We start from the raw sequence: 24412 nt of genomic DNA on the forward strand, positions 1-24412 counted from the left end.
TGCGCGAAAAACGTTGCCGGGAGAGTTCTACCCCGCCGGTCCACGATTCGAAATCCTGGACTCGGTGGCGGCGTTCACGTTTCCCCCGGAGTAGCGTCGTGGGCGTGACGATCCCGACCCCACCTTCAGGACTGCCCCGCACGGCGGGGGAGCTGCGCGCCAGCGGACACGAACCCCGCAGCATCAAGGCGGAGATGCGCGCGAACCTGCTGACCGCGCTGCGCTCCGGACAGGCGCTGTGGCCCGGCATCGTCGGTTTCGACCGAACCGTGCTGCCGCAGCTGGAACGCGCGCTGATCGCCGGGCACGACGTGGTGCTGCTCGGCGAGCGCGGGCAGGGCAAGACGCGGCTGCTGCGCGGGTTGCACGCGCTGCTGGACGAGTGGACCCCGGTCATCGAGGGCTCCGAGCTCGGCGAGCACCCGCTGGAGCCGATCACGCCGGTCTCGCGGCGCCGCGCCGCCGAGCTCGGCGACGACCTGCCGGTGGCCTGGCGGCACCGCGACGAGCGCTACGTCGAGAAGCTGGCCACGCCCGACACCTCCGTCGGCGACCTGGTCGGCGACGTGGACCCGGTCAAGGTCGCCGAAGGCCGGTCGCTGGGCGACCCCGAGACCATCCACTACGGACTCGTCCCGCGCGCGCACCGCGGTATCGTGACCATCAACGAACTCCCGGACCTGGCCGAGCGGATCCAGGTGGCGCTGCTCAACGTCATGGAGGAGCGCGACATCCAGATCCGCGGCTACAGCCTGCGGCTGCCGCTGGACGTGCTGCTGGTGGCCACCGCCAACCCCGAGGACTACACCAACCGCGGCCGCATCATCACCCCGCTCAAGGACCGCTTCGGCGCCGAGATCCGCACCCACTACCCGACGGAGATCGACGACGAGGTGTCGTTGATGCGCCAGGAGGCGGACCTGCCTGCCGAGGTCGGCGACCACCTGCTGGAGGTGCTGGCCCGCTTCGTGGACCACCTGCGCGAGTCCAGCGCCGTGGACCAGCGCTCGGGCGTGTCGGCGCGGTTCGCCATCGCCGCCGCCGAGACCGTCGCGGCCGCCGCGCTGCACCGCTCCGCGCTGACCGGCGAGGAACCGGCCGTGGCCCGCCCGGTCGACCTGGCCGCGGTGCCCGCCGTGCTGCGCGGCAAGATCGAGTTCGAGGCCGGTGAGGAGGGTCGCGAGGACGAGCTGCTGACCTACCTGCTGCGGCGCTCGGTCGCCGACACCGCGCGCGGCCTGTTCGCCGGGCTGGACCTGAACTCGCTGGCCGAGGCCGTCGTCGACGGCCACCCGGTGGCCACCGGCGAGCAGATCGCGGGCAAGGACGTGCTCACCGCGCTGCCGGAACTGCCGGTGCTGCACCAGGTCGCCGAGCGCGCCGGGGTGCGCGCCGAGGACCCGCCGGGCCGCATCGCCAGCGCGGTCGAGCTCGCCCTGGAGTCGTTGTACCTGGCCAAGAAGCTGGGCAAGGACTCCGACGACGACCGCTCGGTGTACAGCTGATGAGTTCCCGCTACCGGTACTCGGCGTGGCACGGCGGACCCGACCCGCTGGAGCCGCCGGTCGACCTGCGCGACGCGCTGGACCAGATCGGCCGCGACGTCATGGAGGGCGCCTCCCCGCGCTCGGCGCTGGAGGAGCTGCTGCGCACCGGCACCCGCGACTCGTCCGGGCTGGACGAGCTGACCCGCCGGTTGTGGCAGCGGCGCAGCGAGATGCAGCGCAGGCACCGGCTCGACGGCACGATCTCCGAGGTCCGCAGGCTGCTGGAGCGGGCGCTGGAGCAGGAGCGGCTGGCCCTGTCGGCCGACACCTCCGAGGACGCCCGCTTCCGCGAGCTGCAGCTCAGCGCCCTGCCGCCGGACGTGTCCGGGCAGGTCAACGAGCTCGCCGAGTACGACTGGCGGTCCTCGGAGGCCCGGGAGGCCTTCGAGGAGATCCGGCAGATGCTGGGCACCGAGGTCCTCGAGCAGCGCTTCCAGGGCATGAAGGAAACCATGCAGGAGGTCTCGCCGGAGGACGTCGAGCGGGTGCGGGAGATGCTCGACGACCTCTCGGCGCTGCTGGCCGCGCACGCCCGCGGCGACGACGACGTCCAGCGGAAGTTCGACGAGTTCATGGCCAAGCACGGCGAGTTCTTCCCGGAGAACCCGCAGAACGTCGACGAGCTCGTCGACGCGCTCGCGGCCCGGTCGGCCGCCGCGCAGCGGATGCTGAACTCGATGAGCGAGGAGCAGCGCCAGGAGCTGATGTCGTTGTCGCAGCAGGCCTTCGGCGATCCGCGGATCGCGCAGGCGCTGCAGAACATCGACCGGCAGCTGCAGGGGTTGCGGCCCGGCGAGGACTGGAGCGGGCGGGCGCGGTTCCGCGGCGACCAGCCGATGGGCATGGCCGAGGCGACCGCGGCGATGGCCGAGCTGGGCGAGATGGACCGGCTGGCCGAGCAGCTGAGCCAGTCCTACCCGGGCGCGAGCCTGGAGGACATCGACCTGGAGGCGCTGGAGCGCCAGCTCGGCCCGCAGGCCACCGTCGACGCGCAGCGGCTGTCGCAGATCGAGCGCCAGCTGCGCGATCAGGGCCTGCTGCGGCGAGCGCCGGACGGGTCGTTGCAGCTGAGCCCGCGGGCGATGCGGCGGCTCGGGGAGAACGCGCTGCAGTCGGTCATCTCGCAGCTCGGCACGCGCCGGGGCGAGCGGGACACCGACCGCGCGGGCGCGGCGGGCGAGCTCACCGGCACCACCCGGCCCTGGACCTACGGCGACGCCGAGCCGTGGGACGCCGTGCGCACGGTCCGCAACGCGGTGCTGCGGCGGGCGGCCGAGGGCGCGGACTCGCCGATGCTGGACCTCGCGGACCTGGAGGTCGCCGAGACCGAGCAGCGGTCCCGCTCGGCGGTGGTGCTGTGCGTGGACACGTCGTGGTCGATGGTGCAGGACGGCCGGTGGGTGCCGATGAAGCGCACCGCGCTCGCGCTGCACCACCTGGTCGCGACCCGGTTCCGCTCAGACGCCCTGCAGCTGGTCACCTTCGGGCGTTATGCGTCCACTGTGGACGTCGGTGAGCTGGCGGCGCTGGAGGGTACGTGGGAGCAGGGCACGAACCTGCACCACGCCCTGCTGCTCGCGGGTCGCCACCTGCGCAAGCACTCCGACGCGCAGCCGGTCGTGCTGGTCATCACCGACGGCGAGCCGACGGCGCACCTGGAGCCGGACGGGGAGGCGTTCTTCGACTACCCGCCCGACCCGCACACCCTCAGCGTCACGCTGTCCGAAGTGGACGCCCTGCACCGCCTGGGCACGACCCTGAGCGTGTTCATGCTCGGCGAGGACCCGCGTCTGGAGCAGTTCGTCAACATCGTCGCCCGCCGGGGCGGCGGCCGGGTTCTCGCGCCCGACGCCGACGGCCTCGGCGCCGCCGTCGTGGGCGACTACCTCCGCACCAAGCGGCGGCGGTGAGGTGTTCCTCGGCAGCGGACAGTTTTAGCCATAATCACCCATGATCAATGTCCGAAATGTCGGGACAATTATGGCTAAAACTGTCCTCTGGTGAGCAGGGCGCCGCCGGAGACGCCCTGCTCACCAGCGGAGCGGCGGTCAGCCCGCGAAGGACTTGATGACGTCCGGGTTGGCGTCGGCCCACTTCTTGGCCGCTGCCTGCTCCTGGCCCTTGGCGGCGCTGTTGATCTCGTTCTCCAAGCTGGCCAGCTGCTGGTCGTTCAGCTTGAACTTCTTGACCATGTCGGCGACCTCGGGGAAGTCCTGGCTGAAGTTCTGGCGCCCGACGCCGTGGATCTGCTCGGCCGTGCCCATCGCGCCCATCGGGTCCTGCAGGTCCTTGATGGGGTAGCGGGCGTAGGCCCAGTGCGGGTGCCACAACGTCACGACGATGGGCTTCTGCTCGTCGGTCGCCTTCTGCAGCGCGGCGAGCATGGCCGTGGTCGACGAGGTCTGCAGCTGGAACTCGCCCTCCAGGCCGTACTTCGGCAGCGCCTCCTTGGTGGTTCGAGTCAGCCCCGCGCCCGGGTCGATGCCGGTGATCGTGCCGCCCAGCTCACCGCCCTTGCCCTTGAGATCGGCGATCGAGTTGACGTCGGTCATGTAGTTGGGCACGGCGATGTTGAGCGTGGCCTGGTCGTACCAGATCCCCAGATCTTCCAGCTTCGGTCCGTACCGGTTCCAGTAGTCCTCATGCGTTGCGGGAAGCCACGCGTCGAGGAACAGGTCCGGGTTGCCCTGGGCCAGGCCCGCGTAGATGGGGCCGGGCTCCAGCTCGGTCGCGTTGACCTTGTAGCCCCGCCGCTCCAGCAGCTCCTTGTAGAGGTACGTGACGGCGATGTCCTCGTCCCACGCGATGTAGCCGATGTTGATCTGCTTGGCTTCCTGACCGGTCTGCGCCTCGCGGCCACCGCACCCGGCGGCGACCATCACCAGCGCGGCGAGCGCGGCCAGAATCGCCACCAGCCGTCTCGATCTCGTGCGCAACATTGACAACCTGCCTTTCCGCGACGCCGGTCTCAGCCGGTCTTCGCCGCTTTGCGTTCCGCCCGCGCGACCGGCGAGCGGTCCGACAGCACCGCGGTGATCCGGTCCAGGTAGACCGCGAGGATCACCACCGCCAGCCCGGCCTCGAAGCCCTGGCCGAGCTGCACCCGGGTCACCGCCTCGTAGATGTTGGTGCCCAGACCGGGAGCGCCGACCATGCCCGCGATGACCACCATCGACAGCGACAGCATGATCACCTGGTTGATGCCCGCCATGATCGACGGCATGGCCAGCGGCAACTGGATCCCGGTGAGGATCTGCCGCGTGGGCGCGCCGAAGGCCTCGCCGGCCTCGACCACCTTGGTGTCGACCTGCCGGATGCCCAGCTCGGTCAGCCGCACGCCGGGCGGCAGCGAGAAGATCACCGTGGCGACCACGCCCGGCACCACGCCGATGTTGAAGAACACGATCACCGGCACCAGGTAGACGAAGGCCGGCAGGGTCTGCATGAGGTCCAGCACCGGCCGCACGACGCTGCTCACGTGCCGGTTGCGGGCGGCCAGCACCCCGACCGGGATGCCGATGATCACCGCCAGCACGCTGGAGACCAGCACCAGGCTCAGCGTCTCCATCGCGGGCCGGAACTCCTCGATGCTGACCATCAGCCCGAAACCGATCAGGCTGAACAGCGCGAAGCGCCAGCTGCGCAGCCACAGCGCCAGCGCGGTGAACACCAGCACCATCACCAGCGACGGCAGCCAGCTCAGCGCGAAGCTCAGGCCCGCCACGGCGGAGGAGACCACCAGGTCGATGAAGTCGAAGAAGGGTCCGATGTTGTCGTTGAGCCATTCGACGACGGCGGTGAACCAGTCGCCGATCGGCACCCGCGGCAGCTGCGTGAGCGCGGTCATCTCAGGCCTCCTCGTACTCGACGCGATGGCTGAGCGCGGCGAACACCGCCTGCGGCGTGACCACCCCGATCACCCGCCGCTGGGCGTCGACCACGGGCAGCGGCCCGTCCCGGCCGATCCGGTCGAACAGGTCCCGCAGCGGCGCGGTCGCCGCGACCGGTGCGACGCCGTCCGGGGCGGCCGCGCTGGGGTCGGCGATCGAGCCCGCGGTGAGCACCCGGCTGCGGTCGACGTCCTGGACGAACTCGGCCACGTAGTCGTCGGCGGGTTCGCTGAGGATCTGCTCGGAGTCACCGATCTGCACGATCCGGCCGGCCCGCATCACCGCGATCCGGTCGCCGAGGCGCATCGCCTCGTTGAGGTCGTGGGTGATGAAGATGATCGTCTTGCCGAGCTGGGCGTTGAGCTCCAGCAGCTGGTCCTGCATCTCGCGCTTGATCAGCGGGTCCAGGGCGCTGAACGCCTCGTCCATCAGCAGCACGTCGGTCTGGGCGGCCAGCGCCCGGGCGAGGCCGACGCGCTGGCGCATACCGCCGGAGAGCTGCTGCGGGTAGCGCTGCTCCCAGCCCTCGAGGCCGACCATGCCCAGCGCCTCGCGGGCGCGGTCGTTGATCTCGTCGGCGGGGGCGCCGCGGATCTGGAGGCCGTAGCCCGCGTTGTCGAGCACCGTGCGGTGCGGGAACAGCGCGAAGTGCTGGAAGACCATGCTCATCTTCTGCTGCCGCATCGTCCGCAGCTCCCGGCCGGACATCGCGGTGATGTCGGCGTCGTCGACGAACACCTTCCCGGAGGTGGGGGTGAGCAGCCCGTTGAGCATCCGGATCAGGGTCGACTTGCCCGAGCCGGACAGGCCCATGACGACGAAGGTCTCCCCTTCCCGGACCGAGAACGAGGCGTCGACGACCGCGGCCGTGGTCCCCTCGGGCAGATCCGCTGAGTCGGTGCCCTCGTCGAGTCGGCGGACCTGCTCGGTGGGTTGCGGGCCGAAGATCTTGTAGAGCCGTTCCACGCGTACCGAAGTCACCGATCGCCTCCACCTGTGCACGGATCCGGAGATCCCGATTCCGACGACGATCGAACTGAATCGGAGGAATTGTTCGAGCATCCGGATCGCGGTCCGCCGGCCCTGTCCGGGAATTCGTTTCCGCTCCCTTTCGGCGGTGATCGATCATACGAGCCGTTTCGCCGATGTCCACCCGTTCAGGTGAAGATCCGATTGCGATCGTCCGAGTCCGCATGGTCGATGCGCAGGGGTTTTCGATCTTCCAGAACGCCGTTGAACTGGGAGATCGCTCTATTCGGAGCGCCCTTCTCCGCTTTCCTCCCCACTGGCGTGCATCGATTTTTAGGCCGCTCCGGTCCGCTTGTCCACTGCGCGAATTCGATCTTGCAATCGGATATTCGTGCGGAAACGGAAATTGATTTCCGGAATGCGCAGGACCGGGTGCGACTCTGGAATAGGTCTCGACCATCTCAGGATGTGATACGGGCGATGGTCCACATGGCGGCACCGCCTCCGCGCGGACGTTTAAGGTCGGATGCATGCAACCCTGGTCATCGGTCTCCGTCCCCAAGGTGGAAGGCACCCCGCGCCCACTCCAGCTCTTCGACACCTCCGCCGCCGAGGTCCGGCCCACCGCGCCCGGGCCCGAGGCGCGGATGTACGTCTGCGGGATCACCCCGTACGACGCGACCCACCTCGGCCACGCCGCGACCTACCTGGCGTTCGACCTCATCCACCGGGTCTGGCTGGACAACGGTCACCAGGTCCACTACGTGCAGAACGTCACCGACATCGACGACCCGCTGCTGGAGCGGGCCGAGCGGGACAACGAGGACTGGGTGGTGCTCGCGATGCGCGAGACCGCGCTGTTCCGCGAGGACATGGAGGCGCTGCGGGTGCTGCCGCCCGCCGACTTCATCGGCGCGGTCGAGTCCATCCCGGAGATCGTCGAGGCCGTCGGCAAGCTGCTGGCCTCCGGTGCCGCCTACCGGGCCGACGACCCCGAGTACCCCGACATCTACTTCCGGCACCAGGCCACCGGCCGGTTCGGCTCCGAGTCGAACTACGACGAGGCCACCATGAACACCTTCTTCGCCGAGCGCGGCGGGGACCCGGACCGGGCGGGCAAGGAGCACCCGCTGGACGCGCTGCTGTGGCGGATGGCGCGGCCCGGCGAACCGTCCTGGGACTCCGAGCTCGGCGCCGGCCGCCCCGGCTGGCACCTGGAGTGCTCGGTGATCGCGCTGAACCGCCTGGGTCTGGGCTTCGACGTGCAGGGCGGCGGCTCGGACCTGATCTTCCCGCACCACGAGTTCAGCGCCGCGCACGCCGAGGCGCTCTCCGGCGAGTTCCCGTTCGCCCAGCACTACGTGCACTCCGGCATGATCGGGCTCGACGGCGAGAAGATGTCGAAGTCGCGCGGCAACCTGGTGTTCGTCTCGCGGCTGCGCGGCGACCGGGTGGACCCGATGGCGATCCGGCTGGCGCTGCTCGACGGCCACTACCGCGAGGACCGGTCCTGGACCGCGGATGCGCTCACCGCGGGCGCGGCCCGGCTGTCGCGCTGGCGCGAGGCGGTGGCGCTGAGCTCCGGTCCGGCGGCGGCCGAGGCGATCGCGGGGCTGCGCGAGGCGCTGTCGAACGACCTGGACGCCCCGGGCGCGCTGCGCGCGATCGACGCCTGGGTGGAGGCCGCGCTGGTGTCCGGCGGCGACGACGCGGGCGCTCCGGGCGCGATCCGCACGGCGGTCGACGCGCTGCTGGGCGTCGAGCTCTAACACCGCGACCGCGACGAAGGGTGACCGGGAGTTCCGCTCCCGGTCACCCTCGTCGTCTTCCGGCAAAAACGGCAAGTGAGCAGCGACGGAACATCACGCTGCGCTTGATCAAAACGAGTTCCGCTCTCCCTCGACACGCCCGAACGGGTTTGATTTGATCATCGCGTCATCACGGGGAGCGACGACTTTTCGAGGATCGTTCCCCATTTGCCCGAACACGGGGAACTCGAAAGGTGGTCGGGGAGATATGCGGAAGGTCCTGATCGTCGGGGCCGGGCAGTCGGGCCTGCAGCTGGCGCTCACCCTGCAGGCCGAGCAGTACGACGTCACGGTGGTCTCGGCGCAGACGCCCGAGCAGATCCGCGCCGGACGCGTCCTGTCGACGCAGTCGATGTACTACCAGACGCTGGAGATCGAGAGACGGCACGGGCTCGGCCTGTGGGACGACACCGCGCCCCACCTCACCGGGCTGCGCGTGTCGGTGGCCGGACCCGACGGGGAGCGCGCCATCGACTGGACGGCGCCGCTGAAGGACTACGCGCTGTCGATCGACCAGCGCGTGAAGATGCCCGCCTGGATGGAGCTGTTCGCCGAGCGCGGCGGCACGATCGTGCACCGGGCGCTCACCACGACCGAGCTCGACGAGATGGCCGCCGACCACGACCTCGTGGTGGTCGCCGCGGGCAAGGGCGAGCTGGCCGCGCTGTTCGAGCGCAACCCCAAGCGCTCGCCCTACACCGAGCCGCAGCGCGCGCTCTCGGTCGCCTACGTGCGGGGAACGCCCGGTGACCGCGAGGACTCCTCGGCCGCCCGCTTCAACGCGCTCGCCGAAGTCGGGGAGGTCATCAGCTACCCCGGGCTCACCCTCGACGGCCCCTGCGAGATGCTGCTGCTGGAAGGCGTCCCGGGCGGTCCGCTGGACGCCTTCGGCGACCGCCCCGAGCCGCAGCAGCAGTGGGAGCGGATGCTCGGCCTGCTGCGCGAGCACTGCCCGTGGGAGCACGAGCGCTTCGCCGCCGCCGAGCTCACCGACGCCGGCGCGACCCTCGCCGGGGCCGTGACGCCGCAGGTCAGCGAGCCGATCGGGCAGCTGCCCTCCGGTCGTCTCGTGCTCGGCATCGGCGACAGCGTGGTGCTCAACGACCCCGTCACCGGGCAGGGCGCCAACGCCGCCTGCCACGCCGCCCAGATCTACCTGGAGCGCATCGTCGAGCGCGGCGACGGCGCCTTCGACTGGGACTGGATGCAGGGCACCTTCGACCGCTACTGGGACGTCGCCCAGCACATCACCACCTGGGCCAACGCCGCCCTGCAGCCGCCGCCCCCGCACGTCCTCGACATCTTCGGCGCGGCCATGAAGCTGCCCGAGGTCGGCGAGCGCTTCGCCGACGGCTTCGCCAACCCGGACGACATGACCACCTGGTTCCTCGACCCCGAAGCCTCAGAGGCCTTCATCGCCCGCTGCGCAGCAGCCTGACCTGCGCACCAACCCCCTGAGGTCAAAAACCGCAGTTTTCGTCGCGTCGAAAACCGCGGTTTTTGACCGGTCGAATACCGCAGGATTTGACCGGTCGAAAACTGCGGTATTCGACCGGGGGACGGAGGACGGGGTCAGCCCGGGCCGGGGCCGAGAGGGCCCTTGCCGCCGGGGCCGCGGCGGCGGAGGTAGCGCTCGAACTCGGCCGCGATGGCGTCGCCGCTGGCCTCGGTGAGGCGGACCTCGGCGTCACCGCGCTCCTCGAGGGCGCGGACGTAGTTGCGGACGTCCTCGTCCTCCTCGGCCATCTCGCTGACCGTCTCCTCCCACTCCTCGGCCTGGTCGGGCAGGTTGCCGAGCGGGACCTCGACGTCGAGCGCCTCCTCGACCCGGTGCAGCAGCGCCAGCGTGGCCTTCGGCGACGGCGGCTGCGAGACGTAGTGCGGCACCGCCGCCCAGAACGAGATCGCCGGGATGCCCGCCTGCACGCACGCGTCCTGGAAGATCCCCACGATCCCCGTCGGCCCCTCGTAGCGGGTCCGCTCCAGGCCGAAGGTCTCCGCCGACTCCGCGTCGTAGGCCGTGCCGCTGACCGGCACCGGACGGGTGTGCGGCGCGTCGGCCAGCAGCGCGCCCAGCGTCACCACCGTGCGCGCCCCCAGCTTCTCGATCTGCTCGACCAGCTCCGCGGAGAACGCCCGCCACCGCATGTTCGGCTCGATGCCGTGGATGAGGATCACGTCGTGCTCGGCCCCCGGCGGGCGGCACACCGTCAGCCGCGTCGTCGGCCAGGTGACCTGGCGGGTGATGCCGTCGACCAGCTTGACCGTCGGACGCGTGACCTGGAAGTCGTAGTAGGGGTCCGGGTCGATCTCGCTGAGCGACTCGGCGTCCCAGATGAGCTGCAGGTGCTCGATCGCGGAGCTGGCTGCGTCCCCGGCGTCGTTCCATCCTTCGAACGCGCAAACCACGATCGGGTCCGTCAACCGCGGCAGGTCGGCGTTCGGTTCAGGCGTCTGTTCGCGATCGGTCACCGCGCAAGCCTATCGCTTGGTGGTGGTCCCGTCGCTTGCCTGACCGGAGGGTCGGTTTGACGGTTCGGATTCCTGGTCCGAGGCTGGGCTGACCAGTCTGTTCGGGGCAGGTGGCCGTGGATCAGAGCCCGTCGGAGGCGAGTGGCGCGAGCGGTGTGTCGCCGCGGTCGCGGTTGCGGCTGTCCATCGGCAGGCACCCCCGCGACCTGGGAAAACTCGGTGTCGTCGGTGGTCTGCTGGCGTTGAGCGCGCTGCTGGCCCTGGTCCCGGCCAACCCGGTCGAGGTCGCTGTTCACCAACAGCTGATCGCGCTCCCGCGCGTCGTCGAACCCGTGTGGGTGGTGCTCACCTGGATCGGCTCGTGGGCGGGCATCCTCGGCGTGGTCGTGGTGACCTCCTACCTCGGCTGGGTCCGGGTGGCGCTGCTGTGCGGCGGTTCCGGCGCCGTGACCTGGGTCGTCGCGATGCTGATGCACCAGCTGCTGGGCAGGCCCTTCCCGTCCGCGGCGGTCGCGGTGGTCACGGTGCTGGCCGTGGTCGCCACCCCGTACTTCGGACGCGTCGCCCGCTACGCCGGGTGGGGCCTGGTGCTGCTGACCGGCATCGCCGTGGTGCACCTGGACCTGCACCTGCCGCTGGGCGCGGTCGGCGGCGCGCTGCTCGGCTGGGGCGTGGGGCTGCTGTGCCACGTGGTGTGGGGCGCGCCCGGCCGCCGGGTCTCCCAGCTGGTGATCTTCGACGAGCTGGAGCGCGCCGGGCTCGCGCCGGTGTCCATCACCGCGCTGCGGCACCGGCTGCTGCAACCCCGCGAACTCGCCGTGACCACCGTCGACGGGCCTCCGCTGCGGGTGAAGGTGGTGCGCAGGCTCAGCCGCCGGGCCGGTGGCTGGTACAAGCTCAAGCGGCTGCTGATGCTGCTCGACGTGCAGGACGAGCCGAGCCTGTCCACCCCGCACCACGAGATCGAGCACGAGGCCTACGCCGCGCTGCTCGCCGCCCGCGCCGGCGTCCGCACCCCCGAGGTCGTGCTGGCCTGCGACGTCCCCTACGCGCCCGCGCTGCTGGTGATGCGCGAGGTCGCGGGCAGGCGGCTGACCGAGCTGGAGCCCGGCGAGATCGACGACGCGCTGCTGGCCGGGGTGTGGCAGCAGGTGGCGCTGCTGGCCGAGGCCCGCATCGCCCACCACGACCTGCGCGCCAAGAACATCCTCGTCGACGAGCGCGGACGCCCGTGGCTGCTGTCGTTCACCTTCAGCCACCCCGGCGCCGACGAGGCCCGCTGCGCCCAGGACCTCGCCGAAGCGCTGGTGTCCATCGCCGCGCTGGTGGGTGCCGAACGGGCCGTGACCAGCGCGATCGCCGCGCTGCCCGTCGAATCGCTGGCCGCCGCGCTGCGCGCGCTGGTGCCGCTGTCGCTGCCGCGCCGCATCCGCACCCAGGCCCAGCGGGGCCGCTACTTCCTGGCCGAGCTGCGCGAGACCCTCGCCGACCGCCTCGGCCTGCCCATCCCCGGCTTCCGCTCCCCGGTCCGTCCCGGCACCGTGGTCGGGCTGCTGCTCATCGGCGCCGCCGTCTACCTGCTCATCCCCGAGCTGTCCGACACGCGCGAGGTCGCCGAAGCCCTGCGGCACGCGCACTGGGGCTGGCTGGTGGTGGCGGTGCTGACCGGCTTCGTCTCCATCGTGCTCGCGTCGATCTCGGTGCAGGGCTCCAGCCGCATCCCGCTGCCGTTCTGGCCGACCCTGCAGGTCCAGATCGCCGCCGCGTTCACCGGCCGCACCACGCCCGGCGGCGCCGGATTCTTCGGCATCAACGTCGTCTACCTGGAACGACGCGGGCTGCGCAGGCCGCTGGCGGTCGGGGCGACGCTGCTCAACCAGGCCGGGACCGGGGCGGTGGCGGTCGTGGTGGCGGTGATCGGCGTGTTCGCCGTCGGCCTGTCCGGGACCTTCACGCACCTGACGCTGCCCGGCTGGCAGCTGCTCGTCGCCGCTGGAGCGCTCGTGGTGCTCGCCGTGCTGGTGCTGCTGGCGCCGCCGGTGCGCCGCAAGGTGATGCCCTCGCTGCGGGAGGTCACCCGGGAACTGCTGGACACGCTGCGGCACCCGGTCCGCGCGCTGCAGCTGTTCGGCGGGGCGCTGGGCTACCTGATCGTCTCCGGCCTCGGGCTGGCGGCGTCGCTGGCCGCGCTGCACCCGCACTTCTCCTGGACCGCGGTGACCATCGTGTTCGTCATCGGCAACACCCTCGGCCACCTGGTGCCCTCGCCCGGCGGGCTCGGCGCCGTCGAAGCCGTGCTGCTGGCCGGGCTGGGCGCGATGGGCGTGCCGCCGACCGCCGCGATCGCCGCCGTGCTGCTGTCGCGGGTGCTCACCTACTGGCTGCCGGTGCTGCCCGGCATCCTCATGTTCCGCTACCTGCAACACCGGGATGTGATCTGAGAGTCCTTCGGTGGGAATCGGTACAGATGGTCGTGTGTACTGGTGGACGGCCCTGTCCCGCCTCTTCCCACCTCTGCGAACGGAGTGTTCCGCGTGGCCCAGCCCGCAGCCGTGCTGTTCGACATGGACGGCACGCTCGTCGATTCCGAGAAGCTCTGGACCATCGCGCTCGACGACTACGCAGCGCACCGCGGAGGCCGCCTCTCGCAGGCGGTTCGCGAGGAGATGGTCGGCTCCAACATGACCCGCAGCATGCGGCTGCTGCTGGTGGACCTGGGCCTGCCCGACGGCAACTCCGACATCGCCACCGCCGCCAGCTGGGTCGCGCGCCGGATGACCGAGCTGTTCGGCGAAGGCCTGCCGTGGCGGCCGGGCGCGCAGGAGGCGCTGCGCCGGGCCAAGGAGCTGGGCCTGCGCACCGCGCTGGTGACCTCCACGATCCGCCCGCTCACCGACCTGGCGCTGGACACCCTCGGGCACGAGTCCTTCGACGTCACGGTGTGCGGCGACGAGGTCGACGGCAAGAACAAGCCGGACCCTGAGCCCTACCTCAAGGCCGCGCGGCTGCTCGGCGTCGACCCCGCCGACTGCGTGGCCGTCGAGGACTCGCCGACCGGGGTCGCCTCCGCCGAGGCCGCGGGCTGCGTCGTGCTGGCCGTCCCGTGCGAGGTCCCGCTGGAGGAGGGCCCGCGCCGGACGCTGCGCGACTCGCTCGCCGAGGTCGACTTCGCCGAGCTCGGCGAGCTGTTCACCCGGGCGGCGTGAGCATCCCGATCGTCCTGGCCGGTCAGGGACCGGTCGGCCGCGCCTACGCCGAGCTGGTCGCCGAGCGCGGACACCGGTACGGCCTGGACCTGCGGGTGGTGGCCGTGCGCGGCCGGGACCGGCAGCGCGAGTCGGGGGAGTGGGGACCGCTCACCGAGCTGCCGGAGCTGCTGGAACGCACCGGGGCGGCGGTGTTCGCCCAGGCCGTGCCCTCCGACGGCGATGACCGCGCCGCCCGCGAGGCGCTGCAGGCCCTGGAGGCGGGCGCGCACGTGGTCACCGCGACCAAGTCGCACCTGCTCGCGCACTGGACCGAGCTGGCCGAGGCCGCCGAGCGCGCGGGCCGGTCGGTGCGGATCTCCGCCGCCACCGGCGCTGCGATGCCGGCCGGGGACCTCGCTCGCTCGGCGCTGCGCGGTTTCGACGTCGACGCCGTCGCCGGCTGCCTCAACGGCACCGCCACCTTCGTCCTGGACCGCGTCGCCGACGGCGCGGACCTGGCCGGCGCCGTCGCGGAGGCGCAGCGGGCCGGCATCGCCGAGGCCGACCCGAGCCGGGACCTCTCCGGCGACGACGCGGCCACCAAGCTCCGGCTGATCAGCGCCCTGCTGTGGGGCTGGGGCCCGGCCCGCACCCGCGCCGAGACCGAACCCATCACCCGGATCCCCGACGTTCCCGCAGGTCACCGGCTTCGCCAGGTGGCGCGCGCGACGCGCGACGAGCCGGGCGTGGTGCGGGTGGCGCTGTCGGCCGAACCCGAGAGCTCCCCGCTGGGCGCGCTGCGCGGCCCGGAGAAGGCGGTGCGCTACGACTGCGGCGAAGCCGGGCAGGTCGCGGTCTCGGGAGGGCGGTCCAGCCCGCGCGGCGCCGCGCTTGCGATGATCAAGGACACGCTCGGCGCGGTCCTGGAGGCCACCACCGGATTCCGCTGACCGGCCGTGATCGAGCCCGCAAACGGACGGGTCCGATGTGAACCCGCCCAGGACGGATGCAAGGATCGAGGACTGTGAAGACCTTCGACGAGTTGTTCGCCGAGCTGCAGGAACGTGCCCGGACCCGCCCAGAGGGATCCGGCACGGTGGCCGCGCTCGACGCCGGTGTGCACGCCCAGGGCAAGAAGGTCCTGGAGGAGGCCGGTGAGGTCTGGCTGGCCGCCGAGCACGAGTCCGACGAGGAACTCGCCGAGGAGATCTCGCAGCTGCTCTACCGGCTGCAGGTCGTCATGCTGGGTCGCGGGCTGTCCCTCGAGGACGTCTACCGCTACCTGTAGATCACCACTCAACCGCAAGGAGAACAGGTTCCATGCTGCGCGTCGCCGTGCCCAACAAGGGCACCTTGGCCGGTCCCGCGTCGGAGATGCTCGCCGAGGCCGGGTACCGGCAGCGCCATGAGCAGCGGGACCTGACCGTTATCGACAACGCCAACGAGGTCGAGTTCTTCTTCCTGCGGCCCAAGGACATCGCGATCTACGTCGGTTCCGGCGAGCTCGACCTGGGCCTGACCGGCCGCGACCTGGCGCTGGACTCCGGCGCCCCGGTCGACGAGCGGCTGGCGCTGGGCTTCGGCGGCTCGACCTTCCGCTACGCCGCGCCCGCCGGGAACGGCGAGTGGACCGTGGCCGACCTGCAGGGCAAGCGGATCGCCACCTCCTACCCGCGCCTGGTCTCCGACGACCTGGCCCGCTACGGCGTGACGGCCGAGGTCATCCGGCTCGACGGGGCGGTGGAGATCTCCATCCAGCTCGGCGTGGCCGACGCGATCGCCGACGTCGTCGGCTCCGGCCGGACGCTGCGCCAGCACGGGTTGGTGGCCTTCGGCGACTCGATCTGCAAGTCCGAGGCCGTGGTCATCGAGCGCCGCGACTCCGATCAGGAGCAGGCCAAGAGCCGGCTGATCGCGCGGTTGCAGGGCGTCGTGTTCGCCCAGCAGTACGTGATGCTGGACTACAACTGCCCGAAGGACCTGCTCGACGAGGCCACGAAGATGACCCCGGGCCTGGAGTCGCCGACGATGTCGCCGCTGGCCGACGAGCGCTGGGTCGCGGTGCGCGCGATGGTCTCGCGCAAGGACGCCCCGGCGATCATGGACCGCCTCGCGGCCGTCGGTGCCAAGGCGATCCTGTCCTCCGACATCCGGGCCTGCCGCCTCTAGCGGGGACAGTTTTAGCCATAACTGTCCGGACAAAACGGATGTTGATCATGGGTGATTATGGCTAAAACTGTCCGCTGCTGCTCCATTCGGGCGTAACCACCGCTGCGTTCGTGTTCACCTCGCCCTCCGCGGAGGACGCTGGGGCGAGGTGAACACGAGCTGGACCGGTGTCCGCCGGGATGTCGTACCGGGCGAGTATTTTCGACGGTGACGATCTTGGACGACGCCGATGGGGGTTGGCAGCAATGGCAGTTGTGGTACCGGGGAAAACGCCGCCGCAGTGGCAGCTCTACGCAGGAATGCCCTGCTGGATCGAGCTGATCACCACGAACCTCGACAAGGCCCGCGAGTTCTACGCGACGCTCTTCGACTGGGAGTACGAGACCCACTCCGACCCCGTCTCCGGGGAGCACGTCATCGCGCTCCGCGAGGGGTTCCCGGTCGCCAGCCTCCGCGAGGCCTCCGGTGACCAGTCCCAGTGGCGGCTCTACCTCGCCACCGACGACTGCGCCGCCAAGGTCGCCGAGGCCGAGGAGCACGGCGCGGTGCAGACCGTGCCGATCAACTCGGTGCCCAAGATCGGTCGCAAAGCCGTGCTCGACGGTCCCTCCGACGCCGAGTTCGGACTGCTCGAACCCGAGGAGAGCTGGGAGTTCGACGTCGGGCTGCCGGGCACCCTGATGTGGGCCGAACTGGTCACCATCAAGGCCCAGACCGCCGACAACTTCTTCCAGGAGCTCTTCGGCTACACCTACGAGCAGTTCGGCACCGAGCACCGCTCCGACTACTCGGTCTGGTACCTCGGCGACGAGTCGGTTCTCGCGCGCGTCAGCATGATTCGCGACTTCATCACCGAATCCACCCATCCGCACTGGCTGCTCTACCTCGGCGTCGACGCCGAGGTCGGCACCGACGAGCTGGTGCGCACCGCCATCGCCAACGGCGGGCGGGTTCGCGTCGACCCCTACGACTCCAGCATCGGCCGCATGGCCGTGCTGCGGGATCCGACGGGGGCGCGGTTCGCGGTCATCGACCAGACCCAAGCGGGCGAATACGGCACCGCTGCCAACTATGACCCGTACGAGGATTAAATGATCTGTGGTCTTGTTGCTTGGCGGTGCGGGTAGCGGAACCTCAGACGCCTTCTGGCTCCGGGATCCGAGGCTTATGTATGCCAATACACGGCACGTCGGCTGTCCTCCCCAGAAGACGTCTGAGAACCCGCGGCGGTGCCAGCGCCTGAGGTGGGGTACTGCGAAACCGCCTGCGGCGGTTGCCTGACGGGGGCGGGTTTGTCCCTGGGGGCTTCTGTCAGTCCGTGCGGTCCAGGATGGACTCCTCGTTGGCGGTGGGGTCCTCCGGCCAGCCCGGGTAGGGCGGGGGAGTGCCGCCGAACGACGGGCACAGGGCCTTGTGGTCGCACCAGTCGCAGAGCTTGCTGGGATTCGGCCGGAAATCACCGGTCTTGCCCGCCTTGAGGATCGCCTGCCAGATCGCCTCCAGCGTGCGCTCGAAGCGGCGCAGCTCGTCCTCGTCGGGCGCGTAGGCCAGCTTCTGCTTGTTCGCCAGGTACATCAGCAGCAGCTGCCGCGGGATCTCACCCCGCAACCGCCACAGCACCAAGGCGTAGAACTTCATCTGGAACATCGCCTTGGCCTCGCCGATCTCACCGGGGGCCCGGCCGGTCTTGTAGTCCACCAACCGGATCTCGCCGGTCGGCGCCACGTCCACCCGGTCGATGAAGCCGCGCAGCAGCACCCCCGACGGCAGCTCGGTCTCCACCCGAAGCTCGCACGACTCCGGCTGCAGCCGCTGCGGATCCTCCATCTCGAAGTAGGCGTCGAGCAGGCCGCTCGCCGACGACAACCACTTCTCCAGCTCCGGGTCCTCCGGGCCCTCGAAGAGCTCCGCCAATTCCGGCTGCTCGGCCAGCAGCTCCTCCCACGCCGGGGTCAGCATCTCCCCGGCCCGGTCCCGGTCGCGCTGCTCGGCGGGCAGCGCGTAGAGCCGCTCCAGCACCGAGTGCACGACCGTGCCGCGCACCTGCGCGCGCGTGGGCTTCTCCGGGATGCGGTCGACCGCGCGGAAGCGGTACAGCAGCGGGCACTGCTTGAAATCCCCGGCCCGCGACGGCGACAGCGCCGGACGCCGGCGCGTCGTCTCGTCCTGCTGGGCCGGCTGCTCCGCGATCTCCGTCATGGTCCACGACCCTAACGAAGGCCACCGACAGCGATCACCCCACGTCAGGTGGCGAGCGCGTGAACCCTGCCGCGCTCACGGCCTCCTCACCCGCGACGGACTACCCTTCGGCCATGCCGCCGACCGCGTCCACCCCCGCCCGTCCCAAGCTCAACGACGGCGGGCTGCTGCTGTGCCGGGTGGCCGGAGTGCCGGTGCTGCTGTCCACCTCGTGGTGGCTCGGCGCCGCGCTCATCGTGCTGCTCTACACACCGCTGGTCGGTCGCATCCTGCCCGGCGCCGGGGTGTGGGAGTCGGCCGTGCTGGCCGCGGTGTTCACCGTGCTGCTGGCGGCGTCGGTGCTGCTGCACGAGCTCGGCCACTGCATCGTCGCGCTGCGGATGGGGATGCCGGTGCGGCGGGTGCGGTTGTTCCTGCTCGGCGGCCTGTCCGAGATCTCCCGCACGCCGCCCAAACCCGCGCAGGAAGGCCTCATCGCCGCCGCCGGGCCCGCCGTGTCGCTGGTGCTGGCCGGCGCGACCGGGCTCGCCTGGTACGCGATGACGCCCGGCGGCGCGGTCTGGCTGCTGGTCGCCCAGACCTGCGTGGCCAACCTCGCCGTCGGCGTGTTCAACCTGCTGCCCGGCCTGCCGCTGGATGGCGGCCGGATGCTGCGCGCCCTGCTGTGGCGGATCACCGGCCGGCGCGTCGCCGGCACCACCGCCGGGGTCGTCGGGGCGGGCGCGGTCGCCGTCGCGCTGATGGTCTACGCGCTGGCCGGGCTGTTCAGCGGCGCCGACGACCAGTGGCTGCGGCTGGGCGTGTGCGTGCTGATGGCCTGGTTCGTCGTCGCCGGTGCCGGCGCCGAGCACCAGGCCGAGCAGCGCCGCCGGTGGCCCAGCGGGCTGGAGCTGTCCGACCTGGTGCGGCCGGTGCTGCAGCTGCCCGCCGAGAGCCCCGTCGGCGACGCGCTGCTGGCCGCCGCCGGGCGCGGTGTCGTGCTGGTGCGCGCCGACGGCATCGCGGTCGGCCTGCTCGACCAGACCGCCGCCGAGCGGCTGGCCACCCACGCTCCGCACGAGCCCGCCGAACGCGCCGCCGAACCCGTCGACCCGGACACGATCCTGCTCGACAGCGAACCGCCGGACGAGGTCCTCGAACGCGTCCAGACCGTGCTGGCCTGGCAGTTCCTGGTGATCGACGAGGAGGGGCGGCCCAGCGGGGTGCTCCGCCGGGAAGACCTGCGCTCGGCGCTGCGGTCCCGCCGGAGCTGAACCGCTCCCGCCCGGGGCGCAGCCCCCGCCATCTGCGACGATGGTCCGCCGTGCGGTGAGCACGGCAGGCGAGCGCGGAGAAGGTAGGAAGCAGTTGAGCAGCACCGTCAGCGGTGAGTTCCAGCCCGGCGACCGGGTCCAGTTGACCGACCCCAAGGGGCGCAAGTACACGGTCCTGCTGGAAGAAGGGGGCGAGTACCACACCCACCGCGGCGCGCTCGCGCACGACGACCTGATCGGGCAGCCCGAGGGCTCGGTGGTGACCTCGGCGGGCGGCACCTCGTTCCTGGCGCTGCGCCCGCTGCTGGCCGACTACGTGCTGTCGATGCCGCGCGGCGCCCAGGTCATCTACCCCAAGGACGCCGCGCAGATCCTCATGTGGGGTGACATCCGGCCGGGTGCGAAGGTGCTGGAGGCCGGTGCCGGTTCCGGTGCGCTGAGCTGCTCGCTGCTGCGCGCGGTCGGCCCGGAGGGCAGCGTCACCTCCTACGAGGTGCGCGAGGACCACCACGAGCACGCCGAGCGCAACGTCAAGCGCTTCTTCGGCGAGATCCCGGAGAACTGGGACCTGCGGCTCGGCGACCTGCTGGAGTACGACGGCGAGCCCGTCGACCGCATCGTGCTCGACATGCTCGCCCCGTGGGACGTCCTGGAGCTGGTCAAGGAGAAGCTCAACCCGGGCGGTGTCCTCATCGTCTACGTCGCCACCACCACCCAGCTCTCCCGGGTCACCGAGGCGATCCGCGAGCAGCAGAACTGGACCGAACCCCAGGCGTGGGAAACCCTCCTCCGCCCCTGGCACGTCGTCGGCATGGCCGTCCGCCCGGAACACCGCATGGTCGCCCACACGGCGTTCCTGCTCACCACCCGCCGCCTCGCCGACGGAGTCACCCCACCCCGAGTCCAACGCCGCCCCAGCAAGGGCTGACCCCCGAACAGCGGTCCCCCGGTCGAAAACCCCGGTTTTCACGCGACAAATACCGCGGTTTTTGACCGGTCGAATACCGCGGTTTTTGACCGGTCAAAACCTGCGGTATTCGACCCGGGGACGGAAACGGCCCGCGCCGGGGGTTCCGGGGCGGGCCGTTGTGGGTGGTCAGGGGGTTAGCAGAGCTTCCACTCGCCGTTCTCGACGACCAGGTCGTTGGTCTCGTTGACCGGGACGTCCCGGTCCATGCGGCGGCCCATGACCTCGATGTGCAGCGACATGGTGCCGTTGAAGTGCGCGGTGGCGGTGTTGTCGCCGTTGTCCACGACATCGCCCAGCACCAACTTGACCTCCATGCTGTCGATCATCTTCTGGATCTCGGACTGCGGGATCCCCATGTCCTCGAGCTGGTCGAACTGGGAGCCCCTGCCTTCCATCGTGTCGACCATCTCCTGGACCTCGGTGGTCGCCTTGTCGCAGGTCAGGCTTTGAATGCCGGCGAAGTCCTTGTTGTTCATCATGTCCACGGCCTGCTGGGCGACCGGGCGCGGGTCGCCGGGTCCGCCGGTGAGGGCGACGACCAGGGCGATGATGACGCCGACGACGACGATGAGGCCGCCGACTCCGCCGAGGATCCAGGGGAGCGGTGACTTCTTCTTCGGCGGCGGGCCGTAGCCGCCGTACGGGTTCGGGTACGGCTGCTGCGGCGGGTAGCCGGGTTGCTGCGGGTACTGCTGGCCGCCGCTGGGCGGGAACTGGCCGCCGGGCTGCGCGTACTGCTGGCCGCCGCTCGGCGGGTACTGCCCGCCGGGTTGCTGCGGGTACTGCCCGCCGGACGGCGGGAACTGGCCACCGGGTTGCTGCCCCCATCCGCCCTGGCCGGGCGGCTGCTGCGGTGGGTAGGTCACTGGAGATCCCCCATCTTCCTCTTCTGTTGTGCCCCTGTGGCGAGCTCGGTCACTGGCCGAGGTCGCAGATCTTCCACTCGCCGTGCTCGACGACGAGGCCCATCGTCTGGTCCACCGGGTGTGACGCGCCGTCGGCGTCGTAGGTTCCGGTGAGCTTCGCCGAGGCCTTGTCCCCGTTGCGGGTGACCTCGCCCAGCTCGACGTCGAACTTCCACTGGCTGAGCTGGCCCATCGCCGTTTCCAGCTGGGTCTTGTTGGCCTCGCAGAACAGGGCGCCGACGGTGCCGAAGTCGCCCGCGTTGACCTTCGCCACGACCTCCTGGGCCACCGGGCGCGGCTCACCGGGTCCGCTGCCGAGCCAGAAGAACACCCCGACACCGGCGCCGACCAGCACCACCACGGCCGCCACGATCGTCAGGACCAGCGGCAGCCGGGACTTCTGCTCGGCCGGCGGCTCGACGTCGCCGAAGCCGCCCGGCTCCCGCAACCACGACCCGGGCCCGTTCTCGCTGCCCCACTGCGGAGGCAGCGGCTGGCCCGGCTGCTGCGGCATGGGTTGACCCTGGACGGGCTGCCCCTGGACCGGCTGTCCGGGCGTCCAGCCGGTGTGCTGGTTGCCGTACCAGTTCGGCTGCTGCTGGGGCGCCTGCTGTCCTGCGGGTTGGTGGGGCGTCTGCTGGGGGAATCCGTTCCCCGGGGGTTGCTGTCCCCACCCGCCCTGACCAGGCTGCTGCGGCGGATAGGTCATGACTCCTCCCAGGAGTGCTCTTGCGGCTGTCGGCGCCGGGTTGTGCTCGGGCGGCGGTAAGTAGATCAGAGTCGCGGGCCCCGCGAGCGCGGAGTAACCGGATTACAACCTCCGACGATTCCTCCCGGCGAGGGCGGGAATGTCCGGGATCGAGGAGTTGTTCCAAATGATGGGAGAAGTGACGCGACTCGAACGGAAAATGCCACCCGGATGCCGGAGTCGTTAACCCGGATGATCGCAGAGCGCACACGGACCCCGTGGCGCAGCGGAAAAACCGGTGGTCGCGGGGAATCTCCCGGGGACTTGCGCGGTTGTTCGGGAGTATCGAACGGACCATGATCGACAACCCACGGTATCCGTCCCGACCAGCCACGACGTGACGCGCGGGGAACAAAGTTCTTTAGACCGTGTGTATTCCGCGATTTCTGTGGCACGCTGGGCGATCCGGCGGGACCTCACGACGCCGCCGTCGTCGGTGATCGCCGGTACCGTGGTGGTACGAGCACGGGAGGAGGGTGCCGATATGCAGCACGACCGTCCCGGCAGCCGGCCTGAGGAGGGCGACGGCGAGCAGGGTGCGGGCTCCGCGGAGCTCCGCAGCCAGATCCGTCTTCTCGAAGACGAGGTCGCACTGCTGCGCCGCAGGCTCAACGAGTCGCCTCAACAGGTGCGCCTGCTGGAAAAGCGTCTTGCCGAGGCATCCGAGAGAGTGAGCCAGCTCACCGAACGGAACGCCAAACTCACCGAAACCCTGAAGGAAGCGCGGGGCCAGCTGACGGCGCTGCGCGAGGAGGTCGACCGTCTCGCCCAGCCCCCGAGCGGGTACGGCGTGTTCCTGCACGCCTACGAGGACAGCACGGTCGACGTATTCACCTCCGGTCGCAAGATGCGGGTGGCGGTGTCGCCGAACGTCGAGACCGGGGACCTGAGGCTGGGCCAGTCGGTGCGCCTCAACGAGGCCCTCACCGTGGTCGAGGCAGGGGCGTTCGAACAGACCGGTGAGGTGTGCACCTTCCGGGAGATCCTGTCCTACGCCGAGGGCGAGAGCCCGAGGGCCCTGGTCATGGGGCACACGGACGAGGAACGCGTCGTGTGGCTGACCGAGCCGCTGGCCGACTCCGGGCTGCGGGCCGGCGATTCGCTGCTGGTCGACAGCAAGGCCGGGTACGCCTACGACACGGTGCCCAAGGCCGAGGTCGAGGACCTCACGCTCGAAGAGGTGCCGGACGTCGGCTACCGCGACATCGGTGGCCTCGCCGGGCAGATCGAGCAGATCCGCGACGCCGTGGAGCTGCCGTTCCTGCACTCCGACCTCTACGTGCAGTACCAGTTGCGCCCGCCCAAGGGCGTCCTGCTCTACGGGCCACCCGGCTGCGGGAAGACGCTCATCGCCAAGGCGGTGGCGAACTCCCTGGCCAAGAAGGTGGCCGCGGCGCGGGGTGACGACGATGGTCAGGCCAAGTCCTACTTCCTGAACATCAAGGGCCCCGAGCTGCTCAACAAGTTCGTCGGCGAGACCGAACGCCACATCCGGATGATCTTCCAGCGCGCTCGGGAGAAGGCCTCCGAGGGCACGCCGGTGATCGTGTTCTTCGACGAGATGGACTCGATCTTCCGGACCCGCGGCAGCGGTGTGTCCTCCGACGTGGAGACCACCATCGTCCCGCAGCTGCTGAGCGAGATCGACGGCGTGGAGGGCCTGGAGAACGTCATCGTCATCGGTGCCTCCAACCGGGAGGACATGATCGACCCGGCGATCCTGCGGCCCGGCCGGCTGGACGTGAAGATCAAGATCGAGCGCCCGGACGCCGAATCGGCCAAGGACATCTTCTCCAAGTACCTCACCAAGGACCTGCCGATCCACGAGGAGGACCTCAAGGAGTTCGGCGGGGACAACGCCGCGTGCCTGGACGCGATGATCCAGGCGACGGTGGAGCGGATGTACGCCGAGACCGACGAGAACCGGTTCCTGGAGGTCACCTACGCCAACGGGGACAAGGAGGTCCTGTACTTCAAGGACTTCAACTCCGGCGCGATGATCCAGAACATCGTGGACAGGGCCAAGAAGGCGGCGATCAAGTCGGTGCTGGAGACCAACCAGCCCGGCCTGCGGGTCCAGCACCTGCAGGACGCGATCATCGACGAGTTCGCCGAGAACGAGGACCTGCCCAACACCACCAACCCGGACGACTGGGCCCGCATCTCCGGCAAGAAGGGCGAGCGGATCGTCTACATCCGCACCCTGGTCAGCGGGAAGAACCAGGAATCCGGCAGAGCGATCGACACGGCCACCAACACCGGCCAGTACCTCTGAGTCGAATCCGATCGGGGCC

20 protein-coding genes are annotated in these 24412 nt (G+C 70.5%); 13 read left to right on the forward strand and 7 right to left on the reverse strand.

Annotated features, from left to right (window positions below; all coding sequences use genetic code 11):
- Positions 1–104 precede the first annotated feature (104 nt).
- The gene (locus BM424_RS13550; protein WP_425442012.1) at positions 105–1505 is read left to right on the forward strand and encodes an ATP-binding protein; all 1401 of its coding nucleotides are present in this window, start codon (positions 105–107) and stop codon (positions 1503–1505) included.
- Positions 1505–3457: a vWA domain-containing protein gene (locus tag BM424_RS13555; protein WP_093417203.1), complete on the forward strand. Its 1953-nt coding sequence runs from the start codon at positions 1505–1507 to the stop codon at positions 3455–3457. The genes BM424_RS13550 and BM424_RS13555 overlap by 1 nt, the downstream gene beginning before the upstream one ends.
- 138 nt (positions 3458–3595) lie before the next feature.
- Here the strand turns inward: BM424_RS13555 and BM424_RS13560 are convergent, their stop codons facing one another.
- Genes BM424_RS13560 through BM424_RS13570 form a run of 3 tightly spaced genes read right to left on the reverse strand, consistent with a single transcriptional unit; the run spans position 3596 to position 6403 of the window.
- Positions 3596–4459, reverse strand: coding sequence for a glycine betaine ABC transporter substrate-binding protein (locus BM424_RS13560; protein ID WP_245775839.1), 864 nt, complete (start codon positions 4457–4459; stop codon positions 3596–3598).
- Positions 4460–4515: 56 nt separating this feature from the next.
- Positions 4516–5394, reverse strand: coding sequence for an ABC transporter permease (locus tag BM424_RS13565; RefSeq protein WP_093417208.1), 879 nt, complete (start codon positions 5392–5394; stop codon positions 4516–4518).
- Position 5395: 1 nt separating this feature from the next.
- Positions 5396–6403 carry a quaternary amine ABC transporter ATP-binding protein gene (locus BM424_RS13570; protein WP_425442019.1) on the reverse strand — a complete coding sequence of 336 codons (1008 nt, stop codon included), beginning with the start codon at positions 6401–6403 and terminating at the stop codon, positions 5396–5398.
- A gap of 533 nt (positions 6404–6936) precedes the next feature.
- On the opposite strand from BM424_RS13570, the gene mshC reads away from it, so the two are divergent.
- Together mshC and BM424_RS13580 are read left to right on the forward strand one after the other, a co-directional pair.
- A complete protein-coding gene (gene mshC / locus BM424_RS13575) occupies positions 6937–8175 on the forward strand; it encodes a cysteine--1-D-myo-inosityl 2-amino-2-deoxy-alpha-D-glucopyranoside ligase (RefSeq protein WP_093417214.1) in 1239 nt (412 codons plus the stop codon).
- Between the two features lie 247 nt (positions 8176–8422).
- Positions 8423–9652 carry a styrene monooxygenase/indole monooxygenase family protein gene (locus BM424_RS13580; RefSeq protein WP_093417216.1) on the forward strand — a complete coding sequence of 410 codons (1230 nt, stop codon included), beginning with the start codon at positions 8423–8425 and terminating at the stop codon, positions 9650–9652.
- 134 nt (positions 9653–9786) lie between these two features.
- On the opposite strand, the gene BM424_RS13585 is transcribed toward BM424_RS13580, so the two are convergent.
- Complete coding sequence (locus BM424_RS13585; protein ID WP_093417219.1) at positions 9787–10686, reverse strand: PAC2 family protein; 900 nt, start codon at positions 10684–10686, stop codon at positions 9787–9789.
- A 116-nt stretch (positions 10687–10802) separates the two neighbouring features.
- Between BM424_RS13585 and BM424_RS13590 the strand changes: the two genes are divergently transcribed.
- The 6 genes from BM424_RS13590 to BM424_RS13615 all read left to right on the forward strand — a co-directional run bounded on the left by BM424_RS13590 (position 10803) and on the right by BM424_RS13615 (position 17134).
- Positions 10803–13127, forward strand: a complete 2325-nt coding sequence (locus BM424_RS13590) for a lysylphosphatidylglycerol synthase transmembrane domain-containing protein (RefSeq protein ID WP_139274062.1) — start codon at positions 10803–10805, stop codon at positions 13125–13127.
- 93 nt (positions 13128–13220) lie between these two features.
- Entirely contained in the window at positions 13221–13892 is a 672-nt protein-coding gene (locus BM424_RS13595) for an HAD family hydrolase (RefSeq protein ID WP_281248772.1), read from the forward strand.
- Positions 13889–14824 carry a homoserine dehydrogenase gene (locus BM424_RS13600; protein ID WP_093417224.1) on the forward strand — a complete coding sequence of 312 codons (936 nt, stop codon included), beginning with the start codon at positions 13889–13891 and terminating at the stop codon, positions 14822–14824. The genes BM424_RS13595 and BM424_RS13600 overlap by 4 nt, the downstream gene beginning before the upstream one ends.
- A 74-nt stretch (positions 14825–14898) precedes the next feature.
- The gene (locus BM424_RS13605; protein WP_093417227.1) at positions 14899–15162 is read left to right on the forward strand and encodes a phosphoribosyl-ATP diphosphatase; all 264 of its coding nucleotides are present in this window, start codon (positions 14899–14901) and stop codon (positions 15160–15162) included.
- Positions 15163–15194: 32 nt separating this feature from the next.
- Positions 15195–16043 (forward strand): ATP phosphoribosyltransferase, encoded by an 849-nt coding sequence (hisG, locus tag BM424_RS13610; protein WP_093417229.1) that lies wholly within the window; start codon positions 15195–15197, stop codon positions 16041–16043.
- 245 nt (positions 16044–16288) lie between these two features.
- A complete protein-coding gene (locus tag BM424_RS13615; protein WP_093417233.1) occupies positions 16289–17134 on the forward strand; it encodes a VOC family protein in 846 nt (281 codons plus the stop codon).
- 220 nt (positions 17135–17354) lie between these two features.
- Here the strand turns inward: BM424_RS13615 and BM424_RS13620 are convergent, their stop codons facing one another.
- The gene (locus BM424_RS13620; protein ID WP_093417235.1) at positions 17355–18242 is read right to left on the reverse strand and encodes a RecB family exonuclease; all 888 of its coding nucleotides are present in this window, start codon (positions 18240–18242) and stop codon (positions 17355–17357) included.
- 113 nt (positions 18243–18355) lie between these two features.
- Here BM424_RS13620 and BM424_RS13625 point away from each other — a divergent pair, with 113 nt between their 5' ends.
- Positions 18356–19495, forward strand: a complete 1140-nt coding sequence (locus BM424_RS13625; protein ID WP_093417237.1) for a site-2 protease family protein — start codon at positions 18356–18358, stop codon at positions 19493–19495.
- Between the two features lie 40 nt (positions 19496–19535).
- Complete coding sequence (locus BM424_RS13630) at positions 19536–20423, forward strand: tRNA (adenine-N1)-methyltransferase (protein ID WP_093417239.1); 888 nt, start codon at positions 19536–19538, stop codon at positions 20421–20423.
- Positions 20424–20599: 176 nt separating this feature from the next.
- Here the strand turns inward: BM424_RS13630 and BM424_RS28825 are convergent, their stop codons facing one another.
- Positions 20600–21331, reverse strand: coding sequence for an Rv0361 family membrane protein (locus BM424_RS28825; RefSeq protein WP_093417242.1), 732 nt, complete (start codon positions 21329–21331; stop codon positions 20600–20602).
- Between the two features lie 49 nt (positions 21332–21380).
- Positions 21381–22079, reverse strand: coding sequence for an Rv0361 family membrane protein (locus tag BM424_RS13640; RefSeq protein WP_093417244.1), 699 nt, complete (start codon positions 22077–22079; stop codon positions 21381–21383).
- A 523-nt stretch (positions 22080–22602) separates the two neighbouring features.
- On the opposite strand from BM424_RS13640, the gene arc reads away from it, so the two are divergent.
- Positions 22603–24393, forward strand: a complete 1791-nt coding sequence (arc, locus tag BM424_RS13645) for a proteasome ATPase (RefSeq protein ID WP_093417247.1) — start codon at positions 22603–22605, stop codon at positions 24391–24393.
- Positions 24394–24412: the final 19 nt, after the last annotated feature.

The organism is Saccharopolyspora flava (assembly GCF_900116135.1).
Classification (GTDB): Bacteria; Actinomycetota; Actinomycetes; order Mycobacteriales; family Pseudonocardiaceae; genus Saccharopolyspora; species Saccharopolyspora flava.

What these genes read in the sequence shown, in the direction of transcription:
- BM424_RS13555 (WP_093417203.1), top strand. Translation starts at nt 1,505, where the DNA reads ATGAGTTCCCGCTACCGGTACTCGGCGTGGCACGGCGGACCCGACCCG.
- BM424_RS13565 (WP_093417208.1), bottom strand. Translation starts at nt 5,394, where the DNA reads ATGACCGCGCTCACGCAGCTGCCGCGGGTGCCGATCGGCGACTGGTTC.
- mshC (WP_093417214.1), top strand. Translation starts at nt 6,937, where the DNA reads ATGCAACCCTGGTCATCGGTCTCCGTCCCCAAGGTGGAAGGCACCCCG.
- BM424_RS13580 (WP_093417216.1), top strand. Translation starts at nt 8,423, where the DNA reads ATGCGGAAGGTCCTGATCGTCGGGGCCGGGCAGTCGGGCCTGCAGCTG.
- hisG (WP_093417229.1), top strand. Translation starts at nt 15,195, where the DNA reads ATGCTGCGCGTCGCCGTGCCCAACAAGGGCACCTTGGCCGGTCCCGCG.
- BM424_RS13615 (WP_093417233.1), top strand. Translation starts at nt 16,289, where the DNA reads ATGGCAGTTGTGGTACCGGGGAAAACGCCGCCGCAGTGGCAGCTCTAC.
- BM424_RS13620 (WP_093417235.1), bottom strand. Translation starts at nt 18,242, where the DNA reads ATGACGGAGATCGCGGAGCAGCCGGCCCAGCAGGACGAGACGACGCGC.
- BM424_RS13625 (WP_093417237.1), top strand. Translation starts at nt 18,356, where the DNA reads ATGCCGCCGACCGCGTCCACCCCCGCCCGTCCCAAGCTCAACGACGGC.
- BM424_RS13630 (WP_093417239.1), top strand. Translation starts at nt 19,536, where the DNA reads ATGGTCCGCCGTGCGGTGAGCACGGCAGGCGAGCGCGGAGAAGGTAGG.
- BM424_RS13640 (WP_093417244.1), bottom strand. Translation starts at nt 22,079, where the DNA reads ATGACCTATCCGCCGCAGCAGCCTGGTCAGGGCGGGTGGGGACAGCAA.
- arc (WP_093417247.1), top strand. Translation starts at nt 22,603, where the DNA reads ATGCAGCACGACCGTCCCGGCAGCCGGCCTGAGGAGGGCGACGGCGAG.